Here is a 17426-nt window from a genome sequence, read left to right as displayed (position 1 = left end):
ACAATTCATCATGTTATTAACACCCTTGTAAGTCTCTCTGGACCTAATTTAAAAGGTAAGTTTTAAGCTACATGATCATTTTCAGTTTCAAACATATCTTCTTTCATCGCTTCTCTTCCAGGGAGAATTAGGTTAAGTAACACTCCACAAATTGCAGCTAAGGCCATTCCTTGTATTTGGAATTGATCCGATACTTTAATGTATGCTCCACCGATTCCAATTACTAGGATGACAGAGGCAATCATTAAGTTACGCTTATCTCCAAAATCCACTTTGCTATCAACTAGCATTCTTAATCCTGAAGAAGCGATGATTCCAAATAACAGTATCGATACACCACCCATAACAGGGGTTGGAATTGAGGCGATCAGGGCTGTTATTTTCCCAACAAAGCCGAAGATCGTAGCAATCACAGCAGCTCCTGCAATGACATACACACTATATACTCTTGTGATGGCAAGAACTCCGATATTTTCTCCATACGTGGTTTTAGGTGGTCCACCGATAAGAGCAGAAATCATGGTGGCCATACCGTCTCCTAAAATAGAGCGGTGTAATCCTGGATTTTTAATATAATCGCGTCCAACTACTTTACTTAGAACAAGCTGGTGCCCAATATGTTCTGATAAAGTTACAACGGCCACGGGAACCATAAGAAGAATGATGTCTAAGGTAACATTTACTTTATAATCAACAAATGGGAAGATAAAGTCTGGCATTTCAAACCAATGTGCTTGTTGTACTTGTGTAAAATCAACCACTCCAACCGCTAATGCGTAGAGGTACCCGACAACAATTCCAGCTAGAATCGGGATGAGACTTAACATGCCACGCATGTAAATCGAGCAGATAATTGTTGCTGCTAAGGTTACAAGGGCAATTGAAAAGTGCAATAAGCTATATTTTCCATCGGGATTATTCATAGCCATCCCGACAGCAGTTCCTGATAATGCTAACCCGATTACGACGATGACAGGGCCGACAACAATTGGAGGTAGTAAATTCATGATCCATCGGTAACCTGCTTTTTTTATAATAAGAGCAACTACACCGTATACTAAACCGGCCATAAAAGTTCCGACCATCGCAGCACCTGGTCCTCCAGCTGCTTTAGCGGCAATGACTGGTGCGATAAATGCAAAGGATGATCCAAGATAGGCAGGTACTTGCCATTTGGTAATGATCAGGAAGGCAAGAGTACCGAGACCACTTGAGATAAGAGCAATTGCTGGACTTAATCCGACTAAGTAAGGAACAAGGATGGTAGCCCCGAACATCGCAAATAAATGTTGGAGACTTAATGTTAACCATTTTCCGGGTGTTGGTACGTCTTTGATGTCTAATATAGGTTTACTCATATTCTCTCTCCTTTAAATAATAACCCTCTTTTGCCTAAGGCAAAAGAGGGAAAGAAGCTTGGCGAAACAAAATTTTTTTGTTTTGCCCTCTCCCCTTTTGCCAGCCTCACTGGACTGCATTAAAAGGGCTATTTATTTTTCATAAATACTTACTTGATCAGCGTCATCTACTTCGATTAATTCCACAACTATTTTTTCAGAGCTTGAGGTAGGAATATTTTTACCAACGTAATCGGCTCTTATTGGAAGTTCTCTATGCCCTCGGTCGACCAAGACCGCAAGCTGAACTGCTGCTGGGCGTCCTATATCAAAGATAGCATCTATTGCGGCACGAACCGTTCTACCTGTAAATAAAACATCATCCACTAAAATGATCACTTTGTTATTAATGTCGACCGGGATGTTATTCCCTTTTACAATTGGTTGTTCATCTAAAGTTATTTTGGTCAAATCATCGCGATATAATGTAATATCAATTTCACCAACTGGTGCTTTCGTTCCTTCGATTTGTTCAATTCTTTCACTTAGTCGGTTAGCCAAGTAGATTCCCCTTGTACGAATTCCGACCAAAACACAGTCTTTTATTCCTTTATTTCTCTCGATAAATTCATGTGCAATTCTTGTTAAGGCTCTGCGTATCGCTTGTTCATCCAAGACAACAGCTTTCTGGGCCATGTGGGATCCCCCTTTTTCAAATAGGAGCTATATACATCAAAAAACCCTCTCACCGATTGAGTGAGAGGGTGTACGAACACATTGAGCTAATCTGGTGGAATAAATCTCGTTACCATCCATCAGATATCCGTTTCCTTCTCAGCCTCTCGGGACTGTATTAAAGGTGTTATTTGACTATAATTATCTTATGACAGGAGTCGAAATTTGTCAACGATTATTTCTAAGCTGTTCCAAAACCGTTTCAAACTCAGCTGGAAGTGGTGCTTCAAACTCCAAATATTCATCTGTTCGAGGATGTTTGAAACCTAAAATCCCTGCATGTAAGGCTTGACCGCCAATGTCCAGCGTCTTTTTAGGCCCATATTTAGGATCGCCAGCTAATGGATATCCAATATACTTCATATGAACACGAATTTGGTGGGTTCTTCCCGTTTCAAGCTGACATTCAATAAAGGTAAAATCACCAAGTCGTTCTATTACATGAAAATGAGTAACGGCATGCTTTCCATTATCAACAACTGTCATACTCTGACGATCTCTTGGATCTCTTCCAAGTGGAGCATCAACCGTTCCATATTCATGAGGGATATTCCCATGGACAATGGCTTGATATTTCCGAACCACTGTTTTATTTACCAATTGGTTTACCAAGCTTTCATGAGCAACATCGTTCTTAGCTACCATTAAGAGCCCTGAAGTATCTTTATCAATTCGATGGACAATCCCAGGTCGAAGTACGCCATTTATCCCAGATAAATCCTTGCAGTGTGCCATTAAACCATTGACCAGTGTTCCACTTAAATGGCCAGGCGCAGGATGAACAACCATTCCACTAGGTTTATTTACCACTAACACATCTTTATCCTCATAATAAATTTCAAGATTCATTTCCTCTGGTTCAACATCTAAATCTTCAGGATCTGGAATCGTCACGGTTAATTCATCCTGTACATGACATTTATAATTTGTTTTAACTTTCTCTCCGTTTACAAGGACATGTCCTTCTTTAATCCATGACTGTACTTGAGTTCTCGACCATTCTTGGTTTAAGGTTGATATTACCTTATCAATTCGTTCGGATTTTTCTTCCTCAAGAATTGTGTGTGTTATTCTTTCCATTCAATTTCTCCTTTGATCCTCTTTCTTCGTATAACATATGAATCATTAACAAGATGACACCAAGGACTAATGATGAATCAGCTATGTTAAATACAGGAAAATCATATCCAAAAATGTAAGTATTAATAAAATCGACCACTTCTTTTCGGAAAACTCGGTCAATAAAGTTCCCGATTGCTCCACCAAGCATTAATCCAAGTGATACTCCTAATAACCATTTCCCTTTGGCTACAGTCTGAATATAGTAAATAATTCCGATTATTACTATGACAGTAATGACATAAAAAAACCACATTTGACCTTGTAAAATTCCCCATGCTGCCCCGCGATTTCGGTGTGAGGTGATATACAGAAAATTGTCAATAACCTTTATACTTTCACCAATTTCAAGATTTTTTTTAACTAACCATTTTGTTAGCTGATCAAGAATAATAACAAATACCGCTATTATGTAATAAAACACAAAGGCAACCTCCAAATCTTCACATAGATACCTTTGCATTTTAGCATAATCCTGCCAAAAACGATAATATATTTATAAATCGCCTAATCATAAATATATCGGCTTACGAAAAAAATGGTTAAGATCCTCCATGTCATTTAGCGTCTTTATGGTAGGAATGATTTCAAGAACTTCGATTGGAATAAGTTCTCCAGACAGTTCACACCTTCCATAATGACCCGTTATTATTTTAGATAAAGCTAATTCAATGTCCTGAATTTCTTCTTTGATAATTGTTTGGACGGCTGAGGAACTTGTATTTTTATTTATTCTGTCCAATAATTCACTTTTTGTATTACGGAGTTCGGAATAGAGCTTGTCATAGTTTGCTTCCATATCTACACCTCCGTTATTTTTATTGCTTTTATTATCACCATCTTGTTCATTCAAACCCGTTAAAACAATTGACAAATGGAACAACAAATAGAGAATGTGGAAAAATAAGAAAGAGGCTGTCTCCGGAAAAGGAGACAGCTCAGATTGTCGAGAAAGGTTATTTTCTGGGCAATTTTTCATCAGATAAAAAAGTTATAATTTGAACTTAGAAAATGCTGAGTTTTAATATGAGACTGTCTATGCTAATGGACCTATTAATCTCCGCTCCACTTCTTGTTTTGTAACCTTGTGTTTATTTGCGTTTGACTTTTAATGTGTAAAATCTGTAAATAAAACAATTCCGCCAACCATCATATGATTTATCGCTAGAAGGAAAATCTCATCAAAAAAGCTCCTTGTATCCTTAAAACGGTGTTGACGATTCCAACTAATCGTAGAGTGATGTGGAACCTGGGTCCTTGAATTTCAAACTTCACTTTGGCTAGACTCTTTTGGCTTAAACATTGATTTTGCCACTTATTTTTATTATTTATTGGTTGAGTGGAAGGTCTGTTTTGGAACCACCCTGTTGATTGGAGTGGAAGGCGCGAAGACTCCTGCGGGAGCAGCGGGACAGGTGAGACCCCGCAGGCGCTTTAGCGCCGAGGAGGCTCACCGCCCGCCCCGCGGAAAGCGAAGCGTCTGGAACGGAAATCAACAGACCTATTGAACAGACTATTTATTACAATGAATTACCGCGGTGAATCACTAAGGTTTTTGGATGAAAATAATAGGCTGTCGAGAGTTTCTCGACAGCCTATTTCTTCCTTATTTAACCTACATAATTTTCCTTCACAACACTTGCACAGCGTAGGCATAGTGTTGGATGCTCGGAATCTTGGCCAACTTCAGTTGTAACAGTCCAACAACGATCGCAAATCTCACCTTCAGCCTTGGAAACAACAATTGCAGCATGCTCTAACTTAATTGCATTTTCAGGAGCTTGCTCATAAGTGCCAGCAACTTCAAAACCTGAAACGATAAAGAGCTGAGTCAAATTTTCTTCAATCGTATCAAGCAAGGTTCTGGTTGATTCATTAACATAAAGTGTAATCTTCGCTGTTAAAGATTTACCGATTACCTTTTCATTCCGTGCTTCTTCTAATGCTTTTAATACATCATCACGAAGCTTCATGAACAATGACCATTTATCTTCAAGTTCATTTGCATTCGGAAGCTCGACGTATTCCGGTAGATCTGTCAACTGTACACTTTCTTCTTTTTCAGAAGGAATATAAGCCCAAACCTCGTCAGCAGTATGTGAAAGGATTGGCGCTACAAGTTTTACTAGTGTAAGTAAACTTTCATGTAAAACGGTTTGAATCGAGCGGCGTTCAAGATTATTATTCGCTTCAATGTATAGAACGTCTTTGGCGAAATCCAAATAAAACGAACTTAAATCTAACGTACAGAAATTATTAACTGCATGATAGATAGTGGCAAACTCATAGTTTTCGTATGAATGACGCACTGTCTTAATGACTTTGTTTAATTTTACCAACATAAATTGGTCAACTTCACGTAGCTTTTCGAATGGTACGGCATCAGTCTCCGGATTAAAATCAGCAAGGTTTCCAAGTAAGAAACGGAAGGTATTACGAATTTTACGATACACCTCGGCAACTTGCTTCAGAATGGCATCCGAAACACGAACATCCGCTTGATAATCAACGGAAGCTACCCATAAGCGAAGAATATCTGCACCTAATTGATCCATTACCTTTGCTGGGATAACGACATTTCCAATTGATTTACTCATTTTACGTCCTTCACCATCGAGCGCAAACCCATGACTTAGAACCCCCTTATATGGGGCTTTACCAGTCACGGCAACACCTGTTGATAACGACGAGTTAAACCAACCACGATATTGGTCTGAACCTTCTAAGTAAAGATCTGCTGGACGCTGTAAATCTTCACGCTCTTCTAACACAGCTTGATGGGAAGATCCAGAATCGAACCATACATCCATAATATCGGTTTCTTTTGTAAAGACCCCATTCGGACTTCCCGGATGTGTAAACCCTTCAGGAAGGAGATCTTTCGCTTCACGCTCAAACCAAATATTTGAACCATTTTCACGGAAAAGTGCCGAAATATGATTAATGGTTTCATCAGTAATAATCGGTTCGCCATTTTCAGCATAAAATACTGGAATTGGTACTCCCCATGCACGTTGACGGGAAATACACCAATCCCCACGATCACGGACCATATTAAACAGACGAGTTTCACCCCACTCTGGAACCCATTTTGTTTCCTTAACCGCTTCTAATAGTTCAGAGCGGAAATCCTTAATAGACGCAAACCACTGTGCTGTTGCTCGGAAAATAACTGGTTTTTTCGTTCTCCAGTCATGTGGATAGGAGTGAGTAATAAACGAAAGCTTTAGCAATGCGCCTGCTTCTTCAAGCTTTTCAGTAATTGGTTTATTGGCTTTTTCATAAAATAACCCTTCAAATCCTGGTGCCTCGTGGGTCATATGACCTTTATCATCTACTGGATTAAGTACGTCTAGTCCGTATTTTTGCCCAACTAGGAAGTCATCTTCACCATGTCCAGGAGCAGTGTGTACACAGCCTGTTCCAGCATCAGTAGTTACGTGTTCTCCTAGCATAACTAACGATTCACGACCATATAAAGGATGAAGGGCAATAATATTTTCCAGTTCATTACCTTTTACCTTTTTCACTACAGTTGGGTTTTCCCAACCAATTTCGGTTGTAACGGCTTCTAATAATGCCTCTGCAACTAAATATTTAAGACCTTTTTCTTCCACTACCACATAAGTAAGGTCAGGGTGAACGGAAATTCCAAGGTTAGCTGGAATCGTCCAAGGTGTTGTGGTCCAAATGACAATTTTCGTATCAGCGTCTAAAACACCTTTTCCGTCTTTTACATTAAAGGCAACATAGATGGATGCAGATCGTTTATCTTGGTATTCAATTTCTGCTTCAGCTAAGGCTGATTCGCTTGATGGAGACCAATAAACCGGTTTTAACCCTTTATAAATATAGCCTTTTTTGGCCATCTCACCAAAAACCTTAATTTGCTGTGCTTCATATTCTGGTTTTAAGGTAATGTACGGGTTTTCCCAGTCCGCTCGAACGCCTAGGCGTTTAAACTGACTCCGTTGATTGTTGATTTGTTCATAAGCATATTTTTCACAAAGCTTACGGAATTCAGCAACCGTCATTTCCTTGCGTTTTACCCCTTTATTCGTTAGTGCTTGTTCAATTGGTAAACCATGTGTATCCCAACCTGGTACATAAGGGGCATTGAATCCACTCATGGACTTGTAACGAACGATAAAATCCTTTAGGACTTTGTTCAAGGCATGCCCCATGTGAATATCACCGTTAGCATATGGAGGTCCGTCATGTAGTATAAACATAGGTCGTCCTTTAGTTCTTGCTTGGACTTTCCCATAAATGTCCATCTCTTCCCATTTGGTTTGAATATCAGGTTCACGTTTTGGGAGATTACCTCGCATTGGAAATTCAGTTTTCGGCATTAATAATGTATCTTTATAATCCATTTCTTTTCCTCCTATGGAATGTTTTCTAATGAAATATGATAAAGGACAACAAAAAAAACCTTCTCATCCCTAAAAGGGACGAGAAGGTTTCCCGCGGTACCACCCTAATTGACAGTGGCTATAAGCTACTATCCTCTAAGCATTCGTAACGTGAACACACGCCAATGTTTACTAGTCCATTCGCGAATGGCTTTCAACTTGGAACTCAAGGGTGATCTTTCGAATCTTCTACTTTCCCAGGCTTTCACCATCCCCGGTTCGCTATAAAAGCAAATGAAAAAACGTACTGTCCCTATCATCGTCAATCATTATTAACTATTTTCTAGTCATTATATGCGAACAGCAAAGCATCGTCAAGCTAGTTATTCTTTTTCTGCTGCTTGTAACTCACTTGCATCCAATTCATACTCAAGCAAGTGATCCCAATCATCATTGTTTAATAAATCAAGTTGGGCCTCAATCAACATTTTAAAACGAGTACGGAAAACCTTCGATTGTTTCTTTAAATCTTCAATTTCTAACGCAATTTTTCTGGCCTTTGAGAGAGACTCATTGACGATACGATCGGCATTTTTCTCGGCCTCTTTAATAATCAATTTCGCTTCCCTATTGGCACTACGTTTTACTTCTTCGCCAGCTTCTTGCGCAATGACAATCGACTTATTTAAAGTTTCCTCAATACTTGAAAAATGGCCAAGTCTATCTGTTTGGTCACCTAATCTCTCTTCCAGTTCCTTTTTCTCACGGATGAGTAATTCGTAATCCTTTATCACCTGATCAAGGAATTCATTCACTTCATCTTCATCATATCCTCGAAATCCCTTGCTGAATTCTTTATTGTGTATATCTAACGGTGTTAACGGCATAACGCCACCTCCTAAATCAATACTCGTATGTATAAAACATAAATTCGACAGTTGCTTTCATTCTCCTGCTCAGTCATCAATTTATTTTTGCTGTTTCGCTAAAATTCGCCATTTGTCCTTTTTTGTTCTTCCTTCAATAGACAAAATTTTGACCCTACCAAACCCGCGGACGGACAATGTGTCTCCTTCGCAGCATTCAAAGGAAGCAGACTCAACCACAGTCCAGTTTACCTTAACCAACTTCTGGCCAATCAGAGTTTGAGATTTTTGTCTCGAAATGGGATAGATAGAAGAGATTAGCGTATCTAACCGGAGCGAGGATGCTGTAATAGATACTTCCTGCCATATTTCTTGAACAGAAACAGCCTTTTTAAACGGAATTTCCTCTAACCTAATTGTAGCCTTACCAACCATTTGTAGTTGCGTGCTAAGATAACTTCCTATCTCCTCAGCAGCAAAAAATTGCACAGTGGACTCATCATAAAGGATGTCGCCATATTTCCCTCTTTTTAATCCAAGGGACATTAAACTTCCTAAAACATGTCTGTGTTCAATTGTCACAAATTTACTCGGGTAATGAACCTCGAACAATGTGATACGAAAATCTTCTTCTGATACCTGATAATAATCCGGGGAAAATAGCGCTCTTTTTCGTTCGGCATTTTGAGTGCCACCAAAGAATGCAACCTTTACCTCCCCATGTTCACCAAGGATCGTTTTCACAATTTGTTGTTCCCTTGGATCTAAAAAATCGGTTAACTTTGGGGCATATGTATTTTCAACATAGTGCTTCCAATCAACTATTTGATCAATTAGATCCCGCTCTTCTGGACGAAAATGCTGGTATATATCCATAGAATCATTAACTCCTTGCAATCTTGAAAAAGGAAAAGGCCCAAACACAGAGTAGAGCCCTTTCTATTAAGCAATCCACCTAAAAATTTGCGTAATACCACTTGTTGCGAATCTAAGCACCATAATAGCGACGATTGGCGAAATATCAATCATGCCTAGCGGGGGGATAATCCGGCGAAACGGCTCTAAATAGGGTTCGCAAATGGTGACAAGTAACCTTCCAATCCCAGTATTACGTGCATTTGGAAACCAAGACATTAAAATATAGATAATCAATGCCCAAGAGTATACTTCGATTATTGATGTTAATAGATAAAGCAATGTATTCATTTAATTACCACCTCGAATTCTGAATGTCATGTTCTTGAAGAAATTCTGAAATATTCCCGGACACCTCAACATTATCCGGCGTGCACAGAAAAATATTCATCCCAATCTTTTGGATGTCACCGCCAATAGCATATACAGTTCCACTTAAAAAATCAACGATACGTTTTGCTTGATCATGATCAATACGTTGGAGATTAACCACAACGGAACGGCGGTTTTTTAAATGATCGGAAATATCTTGAGCCTCCGCGTACACTCGGGGTTCACACAAAACTAATTTTGATGACTTTTGAATGCTTTGTAAACTTACCACATTTTGTTTGGAAACAGGTGGTTTATTGGTTCTTCGTTGATCGATTTCATCTTCCTCGTATTTTTCTTCCTCATAATCATATTCATCATCTAAGAAAAAAAATGTTTTAATTTTCGATTTAATGCTCATTTTAACGCACCTCCTCTGTTTCTTCTCCTACCAACGCTGTCCCGATACGAACCATTGTAGCCCCTTCTTCCACAGCAATTTCAAAGTCATTGGACATCCCCATCGAAAGCTCACGGCATGGCGCATATGTAAGGTCTAATTCAATGATCTCATCTCTTAGTTTTCTCAAACTACTAAAACATTCCCTAAGAACATATGTGTCTTCTGTATTTGGTGCCATAGTCATTAATCCGCAAACAATGATATTAGGAAACTGCCTAAGCTGATGAATGAACTCCACTACTTGATCGAGCTCTATCCCATGCTTTGACTCTTCACCAGAAACATTCACTTGAACTAAACATTTTATTTTTGATGTTGCTCTTTTATTAATCTCAGCGGCTAGTGACAAGCGATCAACAGAATGAATATATTCTACTTTATCGATAATATTTTTTACCTTACGGGTTTGTAGGGAGCCAATAAAGTGCCAGACAGGCTTGTCCATTAAAATATTCCACTTTTCTTGTAGCCCTTCATCTCGATTTTCTCCAAGGTGATGAATCCCCGCATTTAGAGCCTCTTCAGCTCGTTCGACACTAACATATTTTGTAACGGCGATAATGGTAACTTCATCCTGACTTCGTCCTGACTTTTCACAAGCTAATTTTATTTGTTGTTCAATCGTTTTTAATTTTGATAATACACTCATTTTTTGTTGCTAAGCCTCCTTCCAGCCAATAAAGCTTATCATTCTTCCGGTTTTACCATTGTCTCTTCGATGCGAAAAAAAGACATCATGGTTACAGCTGGTACACAATTTAGTCATCAAAATATGTTCTTCCAGTACACCTTCATTCATTAATATCTGCTTGTTTAGTTCCTGCAAATTTAATCGATATTGGTTTTCTTTTATTAAATGATAAGGCTTGTTCTCTACATCTTGAAGTGTATTTTGTAAAAGTGTAATGACATTTTCGTCTACGATATAACAATTTTCACAAATAGACGGACCGATTACCACAAGAACCTCGCTAGGGTTTGTTCCTTCTCCTTGCCAACGGGAAATCATTTCTGCACCAATTCCAGCGACAGATCCACGCCACCCAGCATGAGCAATACCAATTAGCCGTTTATTCGGTTCTATAAAATAAAGTGGTACACAATCAGCATAACACAGTGTCAGTAATAATCCCGATTCAGAGGTATAAAATCCATCTGTTTTTTTAAAAGCATCACTGTAGGCGGAAGATCCTTTCCCGCTATCAGACTTTGTTACTTTCTGAATGGTTGTTTGATGAGTTTGTTCTGCACCAACCCATTGTTTTAGCGGGAAATCGAGCATATTAGCTAATGTTCGACGGTTTTGACATACGTCATTATCGCGATCTCCGACATGAAATCCAAAATTTAATGTACTAAAGGGCTCTTTGCTAAATCCTCCGTGTTTTGTCGAAAAACCAACAACTAAATCTTGATACTTATCTGCCCAATCTTGAATCTCGTAATAGGTTGTGTCTTTTTTTACGAAAGGCTCCATGGAACAATCCCTCACCACATTTTCCTATAGTTTACCACAACGTTACATAAGGTCACAGTAAAAAAAAGCGCGTTACTTGACCTCCGTCCCAAGATATTTCTCATCACCAGTTTCTTTATAACGAACTAATATAACATCCTGGCCAATTTTTAGAATATTTCTCCATGGTATGACAATTTCTTCATCTTTTCCAAATATACCAAGTACTTTTCCTGAGCCACTAATGACCACAGCATCAATTTTCCCCGTATTTAAATTTATATCAATATCCCCTATATTCCCAAGTCTTTTTCCATCCGAAACATTGACGACATCTTTTATTTGGAAATCAGATATTTTTACCATTTCTCCACCTCACAAAGCATTCTTCTAAATTATATGATTTGAGTGGATGAAAAAATGTTTATTTCTTAAAAATACGAAAAGCCGCCAAAAGGCAGCTTTAGCTTTGAATATTTTTATTCATTTGTTTAATGGCAGCTTTCTCTAATCGAGAGACTTGAGCTTGAGAAATTCCAATTTCATCGGCCACTTCCATTTGTGTTTTTCCCTGGAAGAATCGTTTTCTTAAAATCAATTTTTCTCGGTCATTTAAACGTCTCATTCCCTCTTTTAAAGCTAGTTCTTCAATCCATTGTGTATCTTTATTTTTTTCATCACTTAATTGATCCATCACATAAATAGGGTCTCCACCATCATTATAGATTGGTTCAAATAACGAGACAGGATCTTGAATCGCGTCTAATGCAAATACAATCTCTTCATGCGGGACTTCTAGTACTTTTGCAATTTCCTCAGCTGTCGGTTCTCGGGATGTTTCGCTCATTAACCGCTCTCTCACTTGAAGAGCTTTATAGGCAATATCTCGTAATGACCGTGATACTCGTATTGGGTTATTATCCCGTAAGTAGCGGCGAATCTCCCCAATAATCATTGGAACAGCGTAAGTGGAAAACTTCACGTTTTGACCTAAATCAAAATTATCAATTGATTTCATAAGACCGATACAACCAACCTGGAACAGGTCGTCTACAAACTCACCCCGGTTATTAAATCGTTGGATAACGCTTAATACCAAGCGGAGGTTGCCGTTTACGAGTTTTTCCCGAGCGGTTATATCCCCCTTATGCATTTGCCTGAAGAGTTCTCTCATTTCCTCATTCTTTAAAACTGGAAGCTTTGATGTGTCGACCCCGCAAATTTCAACTTTGTTTCGAGTCAATCCTTTTCCCTCCTAACAGGAGCTGCTGTACAAAATTCAGTATTTCCTTGAGCAGGAAAAATATGCACAAGCTCTCTGTACAGGAGAAGGATAAAAATGTGGCAGGTATATGATATATTTGGAAATATTCTTTTAAAAAAAATTTTTTTAGATTTTGGAAGACTATACTTTTTTAGGTGATTGTCTGCTTTAACTTGGCTGTTGATTTCCGCTTCAAGTGCTTCCAATCAACTTGTGGGCAAAATCAACTTTGAGCTTAAAATGATCTTCTGATTAAACCATTTTATTAAATTCTTTTCTTAACCTTTTGATGATTCTTTTTTCTAATCGTGATATATAGGATTGGGAAATCCCCAGCATGTCAGCAACATCCTTTTGCGTTTTTTCCTCACCGCTCCCAAGTCCAAATCGGAGTTCCATGATTTGCTTTTCCCGGTCAGAAAGTTGATGCAATGCTTTTACTAATAGTTTTCGATCAACATTCGCTTCAAGATCCTTGGTAATAATATCATCTTCAGTTCCTAGTACATCCGACAATAGCAGTTCATTCCCATCCCAATCAATATTCAACGGTTCGTCAAATGACACTTCAGACCGTATTTTATTATTCCGTCTTAAATACATCAGTATTTCATTTTCGATACAACGAGATGCATATGTAGCCAGTTTGATTTTCTTTTCAGGATTAAAGGTATTGACTGCTTTAATTAACCCTATTGTTCCAATACTAATTAAATCTTCAATATTAATCCCAGTGTTTTCAAATTTTCTCGCAATATAAACCACTAAACGAAGATTTCGCTCAATTAACATTGAGCGTGCTGTTTTATCTCCATTTGGAAGCTTTTTCAAAAGGATTTCTTCTTCCTCTTTTGATAGTGGAGGGGGTAAGGCTTCACTCCCACCAATGTAATATATTTCGTCCGTTTTAAGACCAAGCTTCATTAAAAATTTATACCAATAATAGGATAACCGAAGTTTCAAACTTTTCATGACTTATCCTCCTTCTAAAATTTCATCTTCCGAGTATAGTAATATTAGCTTACTTTTGTTGTTGCGCTGTCTTTAGGGCCCGATAACATTTTAGGATGAACGATGCATTGAAATGCATCTTCACTAGAAAGTTCTTGCATTGTAAATGAGACCAACCCTTTTTTTATGGTGTAGCTGTGCTGTTCCTGTTCAATGACAATTTTGTCTGGCTTTATGGCAATAATGAGTTGATGCTCTCTCCCCATCACTTTACAGGGGATAATCTTCATCTTCCCTTGTATGTGTTCTGGTAAAGTGTTTGTTCCAAATAAAATCTCATCTGGATTTTGTGCTAATTGAAGAATAGGAGGAGAAAGATTCTCCAAACTATTTTTTACCGATACAAGCATGACTGGTGACTTTGTAATCGGATCATAAAGTTGGTTCCCACTATCCACCAACCCCCTAAATTCAAACCTCATTTCATCTAAAAAAATGAATACCTTTACCATATTGTCAAATTGGAGCTTAGCTGTTTCCACCTTATCTATATTTACATGTGAAAAATGCCATGCTATGGGAAATCCCAGTAAAACAAACAGCCAGCTAATCGGGTCTCCAAATCCTTTAATGCTTGCAAGCATAACTGAGGAGGATAATTGGAAATCGAAATTGACAAAATAATGAGTCCCTATTAATGCACCACCAATCAAAAAGGTAGTGAAATAAAAGGTCATTAACCCTGTTATGAAATAACGAAATCTTTTATAGCCAAATACAATTAAGACCATAAAAATAGAGAATAGTAATTTTGAGATTGGATGGCCTGAGTAAACATGAAGCGGAGTTACAGCTAGTAAGATGATGACGGACCCAAGTAAACCACCTAAAAATATACGCCATTTTGAAATTTGCCTTTTTAGAATAATCGCGGTTAATAAAAGGAGGAGACTATCAAACAACAGGTTCAATGCCCAAATTACATCCAAGTAGACGGTCACTTAGTTACCCCCTTCCTAAGACCGTTCCTATTTCTACAACATTGTTTTTGTTACCAAAAAGTATAACTTATTAAGGTAACCGAAGTATGTCACTTCCTGTATACAAAAATGGAGAAGTTTTCTCTTTTCTATTCGGTTTTTGTCATAAATTATTGCTTGTTTAAATGGGGTGTTTGCGATGGCTGAAGGCATAAAAAAATGGCTCTAAAAAAGAGCCATTCAGGCTGTCGAGAAACTCTCGACAGTCTATTATTCCACCCAAAAAATTTAGTGATTCACCAAGTTAATTTGTTATAACATTATTAATAAATAGGCTGTTCAATAGGTCTGTTGATTTCCGTTCCAGACGCTTCGCTTTCCGCGGGGCGGGCGGTGAGCTTCCTCGTCGCTACGCTCCTGCGGGATCTCACCTGTCCCGCTGCTCCCGCAGGAGTCTTCGCGTCTTCCACTCCAATCAACAGGCCGGTTCCAATGCAGACCTTCAACTCAACCAATAAATAATAAAAATAAGTGGAAATCAATATTTAAGCCAAAAGAATCTAGCCAAGGTCCGTCTTTATTATAACAATGATATCGGCAACCCTACTGATCCCCTTATTCATTTTTAAAATGATGTTTATTGGTTATTTTTTCGGCATTCGTTCTAAACATCAATTAGAAGGAAATAAGAACAAACTTCGCCTACCGCTGGTTTTTAGGTTTGAAATTCAAGGTCCTAGTTCCATCACTCTACGAGTAGTTGAAATCGTCAACACCGTTTTAAGAATACAAATATTTTTCAAGAGCTCTTTATGAGATTGTTCTACTAGCGATAAATCATAAGATGGTTGGCGGACGTGATTATTTACAGATTCTACACCCTTAAAGGCAAACGCAAATAAACACTAGTTTACAAAAAAAGAAGTAGAAGTGGATACTCGGGAATATTTTGATGACTTAAACAAGGCAATAGAAGAGGATAGAATCAAACACGAAAAAATGCTTTATAAATTTAGAAAGGAAGAAATCGAGCGCAGCTTCGCAAACTAAAAAAAGAGCTGCTTAGGCTTCATTACTGCCGGAAACAAAGATTGAAGAATGTAAGTGAACAAGCTCTCCTTACTGCTTCTTCCAAAACCAAAAAAATTGCAACACGTTTAGCTAGGTTGGATATGGTGTGTTGTAATTCTTTAGGTAGATTTGCTCCATGTTGATTGGAGCGGAAGGTGCGAAGACTCCTGCGGGAGCAGCGGGACAGGTGAGACCCCGCAGGCGCTTAGCGCCGAGGAGGCTCACCGCCCGCCCCGCGGAAAGCGAAGCACCTGGAGAGGAAATCAACAGGTCCGTTAGCATAGACAATCTCTTATTAAAAATCGGCATTTAATGTTCTGACAAAATGAAAAATTGCCGAGAAAATAAACTTTCTCGACAATCTGAGTGGCTCTAAAAAAGAGCCACTTTTAAGTATTATTCTGTATTCGTTTTGTGAAGCTTCCGCTTTTCGTGTTTAACGTCTACGGTTACGATTTCTTAAAAAGGTTGGAATATCTAAAGTGTCTTCAGGTTGTTGAGATGTAGGTGTTTGACGGATTGGTTCTTGTGGAATTTCTTCCCGTTTAGATTCACGTTTAGCAGAATTTAATCCTGGCTTAACTTGTCCAAAAGAAGGACGAACCATTTTCGGCTGAACAACTTCCTCATTAAATCCAGTCGCAATTACTGTAACAACAATTTCATCCTTTAAGTTCTCGTTAATTACGGAACCAAAAATCATATTTACTTCTTGATCAGAAGCGGTAGCCACAATATCAGCTGCCTCCTGAACTTCGTAGAGACTTAAGTTTGAACCACCTGTGATGTTCATTAAGACCCCTTGAGCACCATCGATGGAAGTTTCCAACAGTGGAGAGGAGATTGCCTTTTTAGCTGCTTCTGCTGCGCGATTTTCCCCTGCAGCAACCCCAATTCCCATTAAGGCAGAACCTTTGCTCGACATGATTGTTTTTACATCAGCAAAGTCAAGGTTAATTAATCCTGGAACAGCGATTAAATCAGAGATACCTTGAACACCTTGACGGAGGACATTATCAGCTTCACGGAATGCTTCTAGCATTGGAGTACTCTTATCAACAATCTCCAATAAACGATCATTTGGAATAACGATGAGAGTATCAACTGCTTCTTTCATTCCAGCAATACCGCCTGCTGCTTGTGCCGCACGCTTCTTCCCTTCAAAAGTAAAGGGCCGAGTAACAACACCTACAGTAAGAGCACCTAATTCACGGGCAATTTGCGCAATAACAGGCGCTGCACCAGTTCCAGTGCCTCCACCCATACCGGCTGTAACAAACACCATGTCTGCCCCTTTTAATGCCTCTTCAATTTGTTCGCGGCTTTCTTCCGCAGCCTTCTTCCCTACTTCAGGGTTAGCTCCGGCACCAAGACCACGTGTTAATTTTCCGCCAATCTGCATTCTAATTTCTGCTTTGGATAAATTTAAAGCTTGTGCGTCTGTATTAACAGCAATGAAGTCAACACCTTGTACCCCGTGTTCAATCATTCTATTTACAGCATTGTTTCCGCCGCCACCAACGCCGATGACTTTTATTGTAGCTAGTTGATCTAAATTCGTATCAAACTCCAACATGACAAATCCTCCTAATTCGTCGTTAT

17 protein-coding genes, 2 pseudogenes and 1 other annotated feature are annotated in these 17426 nt (G+C 38.7%); of the genes and pseudogenes, 1 reads left to right on the top strand and 18 read right to left on the bottom strand.

Features of this window, described 5'->3' with window-relative positions; translation table 11 throughout:
- Positions 1–62: 62 nt before the first annotated feature.
- The 17 genes and pseudogenes from B1NLA3E_RS06645 to spoIIGA form a co-directional block, all read right to left on the bottom strand.
- Complete coding sequence (locus B1NLA3E_RS06645) at positions 63–1358, bottom strand: solute carrier family 23 protein (RefSeq protein WP_015593070.1); 1296 nt, start codon at positions 1356–1358, stop codon at positions 63–65.
- 132 nt (positions 1359–1490) lie between these two features.
- A complete protein-coding gene (pyrR, locus tag B1NLA3E_RS06640) occupies positions 1491–2033 on the bottom strand; it encodes a bifunctional pyr operon transcriptional regulator/uracil phosphoribosyltransferase PyrR (RefSeq protein WP_015593069.1) in 543 nt (180 codons plus the stop codon).
- Between the two features lie 207 nt (positions 2034–2240).
- Entirely contained in the window at positions 2241–3152 is a 912-nt protein-coding gene (locus B1NLA3E_RS06635; protein WP_015593068.1) for an RluA family pseudouridine synthase, read from the bottom strand.
- Complete coding sequence (lspA, locus tag B1NLA3E_RS06630; RefSeq protein ID WP_041580361.1) at positions 3124–3615, bottom strand: signal peptidase II; 492 nt, start codon at positions 3613–3615, stop codon at positions 3124–3126. Before lspA ends, B1NLA3E_RS06635 begins: the two co-directional genes overlap by 29 nt.
- Before the next feature lie 87 nt (positions 3616–3702).
- On the bottom strand, positions 3703–3990 hold the full coding sequence (locus B1NLA3E_RS06625; protein ID WP_015593066.1) for a hypothetical protein: 288 nt from the start codon (positions 3988–3990) through the stop codon (positions 3703–3705).
- A 312-nt stretch (positions 3991–4302) separates the two neighbouring features.
- Positions 4303–4440, bottom strand: a pseudogene (locus B1NLA3E_RS24690) (IS5/IS1182 family transposase); the annotation flags it as partial.
- A 361-nt stretch (positions 4441–4801) separates the two neighbouring features.
- Positions 4802–7567, bottom strand: coding sequence for an isoleucine--tRNA ligase (gene ileS, locus B1NLA3E_RS06620; protein WP_015593065.1), 2766 nt, complete (start codon positions 7565–7567; stop codon positions 4802–4804).
- 71 nt (positions 7568–7638) lie between these two features.
- Positions 7639–7875: a binding site (T-box leader), on the bottom strand.
- 54 nt (positions 7876–7929) lie between these two features.
- Positions 7930–8433 (bottom strand): DivIVA domain-containing protein, encoded by a 504-nt coding sequence (locus B1NLA3E_RS06615; protein WP_015593064.1) that lies wholly within the window; start codon positions 8431–8433, stop codon positions 7930–7932.
- An 81-nt stretch (positions 8434–8514) separates the two neighbouring features.
- Positions 8515–9288 carry a YlmH family RNA-binding protein gene (locus B1NLA3E_RS06610; protein ID WP_015593063.1) on the bottom strand — a complete coding sequence of 258 codons (774 nt, stop codon included), beginning with the start codon at positions 9286–9288 and terminating at the stop codon, positions 8515–8517.
- Between the two features lie 66 nt (positions 9289–9354).
- Positions 9355–9618, bottom strand: coding sequence for a YggT family protein (locus tag B1NLA3E_RS06605; RefSeq protein ID WP_015593062.1), 264 nt, complete (start codon positions 9616–9618; stop codon positions 9355–9357).
- Positions 9619–9622: 4 nt separating this feature from the next.
- Complete coding sequence (locus B1NLA3E_RS06600; RefSeq protein WP_015593061.1) at positions 9623–10060, bottom strand: cell division protein SepF; 438 nt, start codon at positions 10058–10060, stop codon at positions 9623–9625.
- Position 10061: 1 nt separating this feature from the next.
- Positions 10062–10751, bottom strand: a complete 690-nt coding sequence (locus B1NLA3E_RS06595; RefSeq protein WP_015593060.1) for a YggS family pyridoxal phosphate-dependent enzyme — start codon at positions 10749–10751, stop codon at positions 10062–10064.
- Positions 10752–10760: 9 nt separating this feature from the next.
- Positions 10761–11579, bottom strand: coding sequence for a peptidoglycan editing factor PgeF (pgeF, locus tag B1NLA3E_RS06590; RefSeq protein WP_015593059.1), 819 nt, complete (start codon positions 11577–11579; stop codon positions 10761–10763).
- Between the two features lie 72 nt (positions 11580–11651).
- On the bottom strand, positions 11652–11924 hold the full coding sequence (locus B1NLA3E_RS06585; protein WP_015593058.1) for a YlmC/YmxH family sporulation protein: 273 nt from the start codon (positions 11922–11924) through the stop codon (positions 11652–11654).
- A 97-nt stretch (positions 11925–12021) separates the two neighbouring features.
- Complete coding sequence (gene sigG, locus B1NLA3E_RS06580) at positions 12022–12801, bottom strand: RNA polymerase sporulation sigma factor SigG (RefSeq protein ID WP_015593057.1); 780 nt, start codon at positions 12799–12801, stop codon at positions 12022–12024.
- Positions 12802–13074: 273 nt separating this feature from the next.
- The gene (gene sigE, locus B1NLA3E_RS06570; protein ID WP_015593055.1) at positions 13075–13794 is read right to left on the bottom strand and encodes an RNA polymerase sporulation sigma factor SigE; all 720 of its coding nucleotides are present in this window, start codon (positions 13792–13794) and stop codon (positions 13075–13077) included.
- A 44-nt stretch (positions 13795–13838) separates the two neighbouring features.
- On the bottom strand, positions 13839–14774 hold the full coding sequence (gene spoIIGA, locus B1NLA3E_RS06565) for a sigma-E processing peptidase SpoIIGA (RefSeq protein WP_015593054.1): 936 nt from the start codon (positions 14772–14774) through the stop codon (positions 13839–13841).
- A gap of 539 nt (positions 14775–15313) precedes the next feature.
- Between spoIIGA and B1NLA3E_RS25560 the strand changes: the two are divergent.
- Positions 15314–15776 (top strand): annotated as a pseudogene (locus tag B1NLA3E_RS25560) (transposase); the annotation flags it as partial.
- A 484-nt stretch (positions 15777–16260) separates the two neighbouring features.
- Here the strand turns inward: B1NLA3E_RS25560 and ftsZ are convergent.
- The gene (gene ftsZ, locus B1NLA3E_RS06560; RefSeq protein WP_015593053.1) at positions 16261–17400 is read right to left on the bottom strand and encodes a cell division protein FtsZ; all 1140 of its coding nucleotides are present in this window, start codon (positions 17398–17400) and stop codon (positions 16261–16263) included.
- Between the last annotated feature and the right edge of the window lie 26 nt (positions 17401–17426).

Origin of the sequence: Bacillus sp. 1NLA3E, from assembly GCF_000242895.2 — a bacterium.
In the GTDB taxonomy this organism is placed as follows: domain Bacteria; phylum Bacillota; class Bacilli; order Bacillales; family Cytobacillaceae; genus Bacillus_BU.
Note: the sequence above shows the minus strand (reverse complement) of the source record. Positions and strands in the feature narration are given on the sequence as shown.